This is a genomic window from Pseudomonas sp. LBUM1669, from assembly GCF_059695705.1.
In genome coordinates, this window is record NZ_CP166785.1 from 251,203 (window position 1) to 259,962 (window position 8,760).

General features: G+C 54.8%; 4 protein-coding genes and 4 pseudogenes. 5 read left to right on the forward strand and 3 right to left on the reverse strand.

Annotation, left to right across the window (positions count from 1 at the left end):
• Window positions 1-369: 369 nt before the first annotated feature.
• On the forward strand, window positions 370-1,560 hold the full coding sequence (locus tag ACA051_RS31040; protein ID WP_497375769.1) for an EAL domain-containing response regulator: 1,191 nt from the start codon (window positions 370-372) through the stop codon (window positions 1,558-1,560).
• A 73-nt stretch (window positions 1,561-1,633) separates the two neighbouring features.
• Here ACA051_RS31040 and ACA051_RS31045 read toward each other — a convergent pair.
• Window positions 1,634-2,795, reverse strand: a pseudogene (locus ACA051_RS31045) (IS30 family transposase).
• A gap of 108 nt (window positions 2,796-2,903) precedes the next feature.
• Here ACA051_RS31045 and ACA051_RS31050 point away from each other — a divergent pair.
• Window positions 2,904-3,655, forward strand: a pseudogene (locus tag ACA051_RS31050) (IS5 family transposase).
• A 218-nt stretch (window positions 3,656-3,873) separates the two neighbouring features.
• On the opposite strand, the gene ACA051_RS31055 reads toward ACA051_RS31050, so the two are convergent.
• Complete coding sequence (locus ACA051_RS31055) at window positions 3,874-4,416, reverse strand: ankyrin repeat domain-containing protein (protein WP_497375771.1); 543 nt, start codon at window positions 4,414-4,416, stop codon at window positions 3,874-3,876.
• A gap of 59 nt (window positions 4,417-4,475) precedes the next feature.
• Entirely contained in the window at window positions 4,476-6,017 is a 1,542-nt protein-coding gene (gene katB, locus ACA051_RS31060; protein WP_497376031.1) for a catalase KatB, read from the reverse strand.
• Window positions 6,018-6,272: 255 nt separating this feature from the next.
• Here katB and ACA051_RS31065 point away from each other — a divergent pair.
• The 3 genes and pseudogenes from ACA051_RS31065 to ACA051_RS31075 all read left to right on the forward strand — a co-directional run.
• Window positions 6,273-7,109 (forward strand): annotated as a pseudogene (locus ACA051_RS31065) (IS5 family transposase); the annotation flags it as partial.
• Window positions 7,108-7,566: pseudogene (locus ACA051_RS31070) on the forward strand (IS3 family transposase); the annotation flags it as partial. The pseudogenes ACA051_RS31065 and ACA051_RS31070, both read left to right, overlap by 2 nt.
• Window positions 7,567-7,731: 165 nt before the next feature.
• Window positions 7,732-8,622, forward strand: a complete 891-nt coding sequence (locus tag ACA051_RS31075) for an IS3 family transposase (protein ID WP_497376033.1) — start codon at window positions 7,732-7,734, stop codon at window positions 8,620-8,622.
• The last annotated feature ends 138 nt before the right edge of the window (window positions 8,623-8,760 follow it).

Here is an 8,760-nt window from a genome sequence, read left to right on the forward strand (position 1 = left end):
TTCACCAGCCTGTGCTGACGGCCTGTCCACAAAGTATTCTTTCAGAGTTTTCCTACAGTAACGTCTCGCAAAACAGCTTTAAATCTGTCTCTGGGATTTTTCGAGGTATAGCCAACAGGAAAGCTCACCAGCATGCATGGCTCTTGCTGACCAATCGCAGCCCTCCCCACTAGGAAACACAGGGACGACTGCCTCTCCAGCGACGGTCGTTGTTTTACCTTGAATTTGGCACAGCCCAAATTGTTAGATTTATTTAGGCTGCTGGCATTCATCTGTCGCGACACGAGTTGCGATAAAACGCCTCCTCACTCCTGTGGCTTTGTTGCTAGAGTTCAAGGAGTGCAGCTTATACGTGCAGAGCCCTGATTTATGAACGGTATCAAAATCCTGATTCTTGAAGATCACGCCCTAACTCGTAAGATGCTCGTCTTGGCGCTTCGAGAGCTCGGTTTCACCCATTTGTACGCCGCAGAAAGCGGCGAGCAAGCCCTCACAATGCTTATGGCCCAAGGCCATTTTGATGTGCTTATCTGTGACATTAAGATGCCCGGTATCGATGGCTTGGCTTTCTTACGTGAGGCCTACGAAGTTGGACATATCACAGCCTTAATTATTTCTAGCGCGATTGCAGCTGACCTGCGGCTGGCCATTCAACAGCTTGCGCGACTGTCTGGCTATCAGGTGTTGGGGGACCTAGGCAAACCCTTCTCCTCTGATGAACTAAAAGTGCTAATGCAGCGCTATCGACCGGCCTCAGAGCGCCCTATGCCATCTCCCATAAAATTATCATTCTCTAATGGCGAGGTGCACTCAGGATTACTTGCCGGAGAGTTCGTGCCGTTCTACCAACCCAAACTCGACCTGCAGTCGCTGGACGTGGTTGGAGCGGAAGCGCTTGTACGTTGGCAGCATCCACAGCATGGATTACTAGCTCCCGGACTGTTCCTGGAGGCTGTGGAGCGTGCAGGTGCAATAAACTCCATGACACGGATTTTGGCGAAACATGCCCTCCATTTTTTTCGTGAGCAGCGATTGATTGGTAGGATGCGGCTGTCGATCAATCTGGAGGCGAACCAGTTGGCCTTACCCGGTCTGGTAGAAGCTGTGCGTGAGGAGCTTGATCTGCAGCAGATACCCGCCACAAGCCTGATCCTGGAAATTACCGAAGGTGGATTGATGCAGGCACCTATTAACAGTATTGAGAATCTGGTGCGCCTGCGCCTACTCGGTTGTGGGATCTCCATCGATGACTTTGGTGCTGGATTTTCTTCCTTGCAGCGCGTCTGTGAAATGCCCTGTACCGAGCTAAAGCTGGATGCCAGTTTCATCTGCAGCATGCCGCACAATCCGCGGACATTGGCGGCAGTGGAGAGTCTATTGCATCTTGCGCGCCGACTGGGAATCGAGCTGGTTGCCGAGGGCATCGAAACGCAGGAACAATTGGCTTTGTTGCAAGGGTTAGGTTGCGCTATTGGCCAAGGCTACCTATTTTCCCGCCCGCTCTCCGGCGGCACCTTCATTAGTTGGCTGCGGCAATATAAAAACTATCGAGGCGACTAACTGGCGTGCAGCACTCGACTCAAGGCCCATCAAACACCTTATGCCTAGGGGTGTTCTCATTTGAGCTGTGGATTCAACCGGTCGACGCAACAGATTGGCTAAATCGTTCAGCGGGTGTTTCGTAGTCTAGTGTTTTCCTAGGGCGGCTATTTAGCTGCCTTGCGACTTCATTGAGCGTGGCTTGCGAGTGATCCGCAAGGTCGGTTCCTTTTGGGAAGTACTGCCTTAACAACACCGTTGGTGTTCTCATTCGATCCCCGTTGCCAAGGACGATGAGGATCGCAGAAGTAGACCTTTATGTCGGTAGCCACCGTAAAACGCTTATGGTCAGCCATCTCTTTGCCGCGATCCCACGTCAGCGATTTGTAGAGTTCTTGGGGTAAGTTGCGGGCGTTTTCGATCAGGGCGCTGATGACCGTCTCGCTATCCTTACCGTCCAATTTCACCAGCATTACGTAGCGGGTATGACGCTCCACAAGAGTGGCAATTTGGCTGTTCCTACTACCGCAAAGCAGGTCGCCCTCCCAGTGACCTGGCACCGCCCGATCCTTAGCCGCAGCCGGGCGTTCGCGGATCGATACCGCGTCAGTGATTCGACCGTGATTTTCTTTCTTCTGCGTGTGATGGCGCGAGCGACGCATGGCCCGCGTGCGCCGTAAATGCTCTAGCAACTCCTTCTTCAGAGCCCCGCGAGCCTGTATGAAGAGCGTGCGATAGATCGTCTCGTGTGACACCTGATAGCTCGTATCGTCCGGGTAGGTACGCTTCAACCAACCGGCAATTTGTTCCGGCGACCACTGCAATTGAAGCTTGTCTGCAACAATTTGCGCCACCGTTCGGTTCTCAACAAGTTTGCAGACCTTGGGTCGATGTGCGCGATCCCAGGCAGCCTGATCAGCTCGATTAGCCCGGTAGCATCCTTGGCCACCGTTGCGTCTGATCTCACGACTGATCGTAGAGGCTGCTCGACCTAGCAGCGCAGCCATGGAACGGATCGAGTTACCTGCCACCACTGCACGCGAAATCTCTTCGCGCTCAGCCAACGTCAGCGCCAATCTGGACCTGCGGCGTACAGCGGGTCTGATACCGCCTGTTTCCGCCAAGATGCGCTGTATCGATGAATGGTTTCGATCAAATAGTTGGGCGATGTGCTGGAGAGAGTCGCCTTTCTGCCAGTGATCCCACATCAGTTTTTTCTGGCTTTCGGTGTAATAGATCCGAGGTCTCTGCTTCATCTGCAACACTCCTTCTGCTTACACAGAATTTAGTTGTGTTGCGTCGACCGGTTGAATCCACAGCTAATTAGTGCCATTCGATACCCTTGCGCTATTTGGGGGTAACTGGTGAGCCGCTATAGGTTGCGTGACGATCAATGGGTGCGCATCAAGGAACTGCTGCGGGGTAAAGCCAGCGACCGTGGCGTGACCGCCCGCGATAACCGTCTATTTGTATAGGCGGTACTCTGGATTGCCCGAACTGGCGCGCCCTGGCGGGATCTACCTGAAACCTACGGTCACTGGCATCGGGTCTATGTGCGTTATAACCGCTGGTCACGCAAAGGCGTCTGGTTACAGATCATGGCATCGCTTGCGACTGACGCTGACCTAGAACACCTGATGGTGGATGGCAGCATAGTGCGCCTTCATCAGCAAGGTGCGGCAAAAAAACATGGCAGGACGCCGAAGCCATGGGCAAGTCCAGAGGCGGACTGAGCACCAAGATTCATGCGGCCGTCGATGCCCTGGGGAACCCGGTACGCCTGCTGCTGACGCCCGGACAAAGCTCTGAATATGGCCAAGCCGAAGCGCTGATCGAAGGTTTTACGCCCGATGCGGTATTGGCAGACAAAGGTTATGACTCAGATGCCTTCGTGGGGTTAATACAGCCCAATGGGGCTGAAGCCGTCATCCCCTCAAGAGGGAATCGTCTGACGCCCCGAAAGCTGGATCGACATACCTACAAGGCACGTAATCTGGTGGAGCGTTTTTTCCAGAAACTGAAGCAGTACCGCCGTATTGCAACCAGATATGAGCGACTGGCAAGAAACTACCAGTCGATGCTGAGTCTTGTATCAGTCGTCATATGGCTGGCCTGATTGAGAACACCCCCTAGCAGTTATCCCTTCAGTGGTTTCACCTCGTGTCATTACGCCTGTTACCGCGTAGTTCCACACGTACGGATGTGCGCGGTGGGGCAGGTAACTACCATTCCTACCGCGACCGTTTGAGCCACACACGGTGCGGGCGAACATGCGCTTGGCCTTGGTCATCTGAACGCTCTGTAAAACCGCGATGATCGCTCAACTGACGTCAATCAGCGCGGCGCAGTGGTACGGATTTCGCCGCTGGCCAGACGCGTGGCGCTGTTGCCCAACGGATCTTCGGTGTTCAGGTCTGCCCCTTTGGCCTTGAGTGCGTGGAGCAGTTCGGTTCGCTTAAACAGTCCGGCGTACATCGCGGCAGTCTGTCCCGCGCCGTTGCGCTGATCAGGGCTGCAACTTGCCGACAACAAGGTTCGAGCGGTCTGGACTTCCCCCTTGAAAATTGCCCCCATCAGCGCCGTATTGCCTCGCTGGTCCTGAGCACAGGCATCTGCACCGGCCGCGAGCAAGCGGTCTACTGCGGCCGACTGGCCGTGATATGCGGCCAGTATCAGAGCTGTATAACCCTTACTGTCGCGGGTATCGAGTGAGTACCTAGCCTCAATAAAGGTGTCGAGGATTGGCACATCGCCACGGCGAGCGGCGTCGAAGTAGTAGTCCCGCAGTTGAGCCGACAGCGCCGCCGAGTCTTCGGTCGTGGAGGAAAAGACACCGGTCGACAGAAACACCAGCAGCAGAAACAGATAAATACGCATCGCAAGCTCCTTGGCTCGACGGGACCTCACCGGAGGTCCCGCGTTTGAGGCAAATGCGGTCAGTCGACCAGATTGGCTGCCAGCGCCGTGACCCGGCTCAGATCACCCTTGGCAACCTTGGCCACGCCTGTCCCGTATTCCGGGTCGGCCTTGTAAAGGAACGACAGGATGATGTGCTTGCTCTCGTCATCGGTTGTCGCAAGCGAACCACCAAAGCTCTCGATCAGGTCGCTTCGCTCTTTTTTGCTGAAGGAGCGATACAGATCACCGGCCTGCTTGAAGTTTTGCTCGCGCTGGATCTTCTCCTGCTGGGTACTGCCCGTCAGCGCCGTTTGGCTGTATCGCGCGGATTGAGGCTCTTCGCGGGGCATCAATCGGCTCGGCTGATAATTCACGCCCGTGCTGCTATGGCCGATGTTCATCGCGCCGTCCTGATTGCCGTTATTCACAGCAACTTTTGGCGCGTTGATCGGCAACTGCAACGCATTGGCCCCCAGACGATAGAGTTGCGTATCGGCGTAGGAGAACATTCGTCCTTGCAATAAACGGTCTTCCGAAGGCTCGATACCAGGAACTAGATTGGCAGGTGCCATGGCAACTTGTTCGGTTTCCTGGAAGACATTCGAAGGATTACGATTCAAGATCATCTGTCCAACTTTTCGTTCAGGAACTCCTGGCCAGATTTTGGTCGCATCCAATGGATCGAAATCAAACTTGTACAAATCTTGCGACTTCAACACCTGGACGTACAAGTCCCACTTCGGAAAGTCACCTTTGTTAATGTGCGCGACCAAGTCATTGGTCATGTGACTGTAATCTTTACCTTGAACTACTGCCACCGACTTTGGATCGAGATTATTAATCCCCTGCAAACTTTTCCAATGAAACTTCACGTAGTGCACGTCGCCTTGGGCGTTAACTAACTTATAAGCGTGCACACCGTTTCCGTCCATTTCCCGGTAACTGGCGGGAGTGCCGGTGTTGGAATACAACTCTGTCAGGGTGCGAGTGGCTTCAGGGACATGGGAGAAGAAGTCGAAACGCCGCGAATCATCGTCAAGGTTGGTGCGCGGGTCTGGTTTGAACGCATGGACCATGTCCGGGAATTTGATCGCGTCACGAATGAAGAAGGTCGGGAAATTGTTACCCACCAGGTCCCAGTTGCCGTCGGCGGTGTAGAACTTGGTGGCGAAACCGCGAGGGTCGCGCAGGGTTTCCGGTGAATGGTTGCCGTGTACTACGGAGGAGAAACGCACGAATACGGGCGTACTCTGGCCACCAGCGAACACCTTCGCCTTAGTCAGGTCGCTGAGGTCATTGGTCACGGTGAAGTTGCCATGGGCACCAGTACCACGAGCATGCACCACACGCTCAGGAATACGTTCACGGTCAAAGCGCTGCAGCTTCTGGATCAGTTGCACATCCTGCAACAGCACTGGGCCTGTGGCACCGGCGGTTTGTGAGTTCTGGTTATCTCCCACGGCTGCACCGTTATCTCGGGTCAGGTTGCTGGCATGGGCGGAGAAGGACAGCAGAGTGGCAGTTAAAACGCCAAGGGTACGACGATGGGAAAAAGTCCCCAGGCTAATGGTCGAATTCATATCAGGTTCCTCTGTTTTCATGACGCACAAGTGCGTAGAGCAGAGGCTAGAGACCGAAGCGGTAAAATCTAAATAGAAATATCGCAGCGTGATGATCCAGAATTTTGTGTCGCAATTTAGTGAGTGAACCTGTATTTCGCGCGCGATCACTGGCAATTTTCAAACTAAGGAGACGCTGCAAAAATAGCCAACCGTCCCCACCCTTGGCACACTGAGTACCTTCAACCAGCCAGCCTCTCCGTGAGCGTTACGCGCGTGCAGAAGACTTTCTCCGAACTCGAATACACCGGCAAGAAAAAGCAGACTCGCCGAGATCGCTTCCTGGCTGATCTTGAGCAGCTTGTGCCCTGGGCACAGCTGGAGGCGCAAGTGGCGCCGTTCTATAGCGACACCACAGGCAAGCGCGGGTGCCCTGCGATTGGGTTGTCACGCATGCTGCGCATGTATGTCGTGCAGCAGTGTTTCGGTTTCTCCGATGAAGGTTGCGAAGATGCCGTCTACGACAGCCAGGCCATCCTTGGTTTTATGGGTATCGACCTGGGCCGTGAGTCGGCACCGGATGCCACTACCTTGCTGCGTTTTCGCCGCTTGCTGGAAACCCATCAACTAACGCGGGTGCTGTTTGAAACGATTAACCTGCATCTGGCCAGCCGGGGTCTGCTGCTCAAGGAAGGCTCTATCGTCGACGCTACCCTGATCGCCGCGCCGCCCTCGGTCAAGAACCGAGAAGGCAAGCGTGATCCTGAGATGCATCAGGCCAAGAAAGGCAATCAATGGCACTTCGGGATGAAGGCCCACATTGGTGTCGACGCCACGTCGGGGCTGGTGCACAGCGTGGTAGGGGCGGCCGCCAACGTGGCGGATGTCACCCAGGTTGACCAGTTGCTGCACGGTGCCGAAACCTATGTTTCGGGTGACGCTGGATACACCGGTGCAGCCAAGCGACCGAAGCATGCTGAGCGGGACGTTATCTGGTCTATTGCAGCACGGCCAAGCAGCTACAAGCTGCACGGCGAAGGCAGTGTGCTGTACCGGGTCAAGCGCAAGATCGAATACGCCAAGGCGCAACTGCGTGCCAAGGTCGAGCACCCAGGGGAAATGGCACTATCTGGCGGTCGTGCTGGATCTTTGCGCGCGTCGGGTGGTGGGCTGGGCATTGTCGAAAAAGCCGGATGCCGAGCTGGTTACTAAGGCTCTGGATATGGCTTACGAGCAACGAGGAAGGCCTCAGGGCCTGCTATTTCACTCGGATCAAGGGTCGCAATATGCGAGTCGTTTATTTCGCCAGCGGCTGTGGCGTTATCGCATGCGCCAGAGCATGAGTCGTCGGGGGAATTGCTGGGACAATGCGCCGATGGAGCGCGTGTTCCGCAGCTTGAAAACTGAATGGATACCGACCACAGGTTACAGAACTGCTCAAGAAGCCCAACGCGATATCAGCCATTTCTTGATGCATCGGTACAACTGGATTCGGCCCCATCAATTCAACGGTGGGCTGGCGCCAGCTCGGGCCGAAGAAAAACTTAACGTCGTGTCCGGGATTAGTTGACCACTACAAGGAAGACTGATCGACGCCTTTGATCGCACGCAAGCCATGAAGTTGATTGCAGACGCGGTACTGAATGGCGCTCGTCGATATCGAGCGTGCAATGAGTTGGGGTTGAGCCTGCGCACAGTCTAACGCTGGAGACACACTGGTTGTGATCGACGACGACTGGCTCAACGGGCAGCTCCGGCTAATAAGCTCAGTGAGACGGAACGCCAAGCAGTGCTTGATGCCGCCAATCAGGCTGGCTACGCCAGCCTCACCCCGCACCAAATCGTTCCTAAGCTGGCCGATGAAGGCATCTACCTGGCTTCGGAGTCGACGTTTTATCGAGTGTTAAAAACCGCCAACCAAAACGTGCGTCGTGGCAGAACCAAAGCCCCGAAACGCAGGGTGCTGACGACTCATCGCGCTGACAGCCCCAATCAGGTGTGGTGCTGGGATATCACCTGGTTGCCAAGTACCGTCAGAGGCCGGTTTTTCTACTGGTACATGGTCAAGGATGTCTACAGCCGCAAGCTGGTCGCCAATGAAGTACATGAGGTGGAGTGCGCCGAACACGCGTGCGAACTGCTCAGAAAGGGGTGCTTACGTGAACACACAGCGGGTCGCCCGCTGGTGCTGCACTCGGATAACGGGCACGTGATGAGAGGTTCTTTGTTGCGTGAAAGTATGGTTGCGCTGGGCGTCGAGCCATCCTTTAGCCGGCCTAGGGTGAGCAACGATAACGCTTATGCCGAGGCACTTTTCCGTACCGCTAAGTACTGCCCACTCTGGCCAGATCAACCTTTTGAAACGGTGACTGATGCAAGGCTTTGGGTGCAGAAATTCATCGAGTGGTACAACGAAGATCACCGCCACAGTGCCTTGAAATACGTGACACCAAACGAGCGACACGAAGGCAAAGCGACGGCTTTATTACAAGCTAGAGCAGCGCTTTATGAAGAGGCCAGTGAAGCGAATCCGAGCCGCTGGAGTACCAGGACACGCAACTGGAAGCTTGCAGATGCGGTGTATTTGAACCCAGAACGCCCTGAAGTTAACGGCGCAATGGGTTAGCAGCAGAAGTACCAACGCGACAGGTACCTTGACACGTACCGTTCATCCGAAAAATAGATCTCTCGCCCGACTAAAATCGCGGATAACGACAATAATCAACAAACGGTCGTCTTGGCTGGGACGTTTTTGATTCATCCA

Coding starts and splice junctions, on each gene's coding strand:
- ACA051_RS31040 (WP_497375769.1), top strand. CDS start 370: ATGAACGGTATCAAAATCCTGATTCTTGAAGATCACGCCCTAACTCGT.
- ACA051_RS31055 (WP_497375771.1), bottom strand. CDS start 4,416: ATGCGTATTTATCTGTTTCTGCTGCTGGTGTTTCTGTCGACCGGTGTC.
- katB (WP_497376031.1), bottom strand. CDS start 6,017: ATGAATTCGACCATTAGCCTGGGGACTTTTTCCCATCGTCGTACCCTT.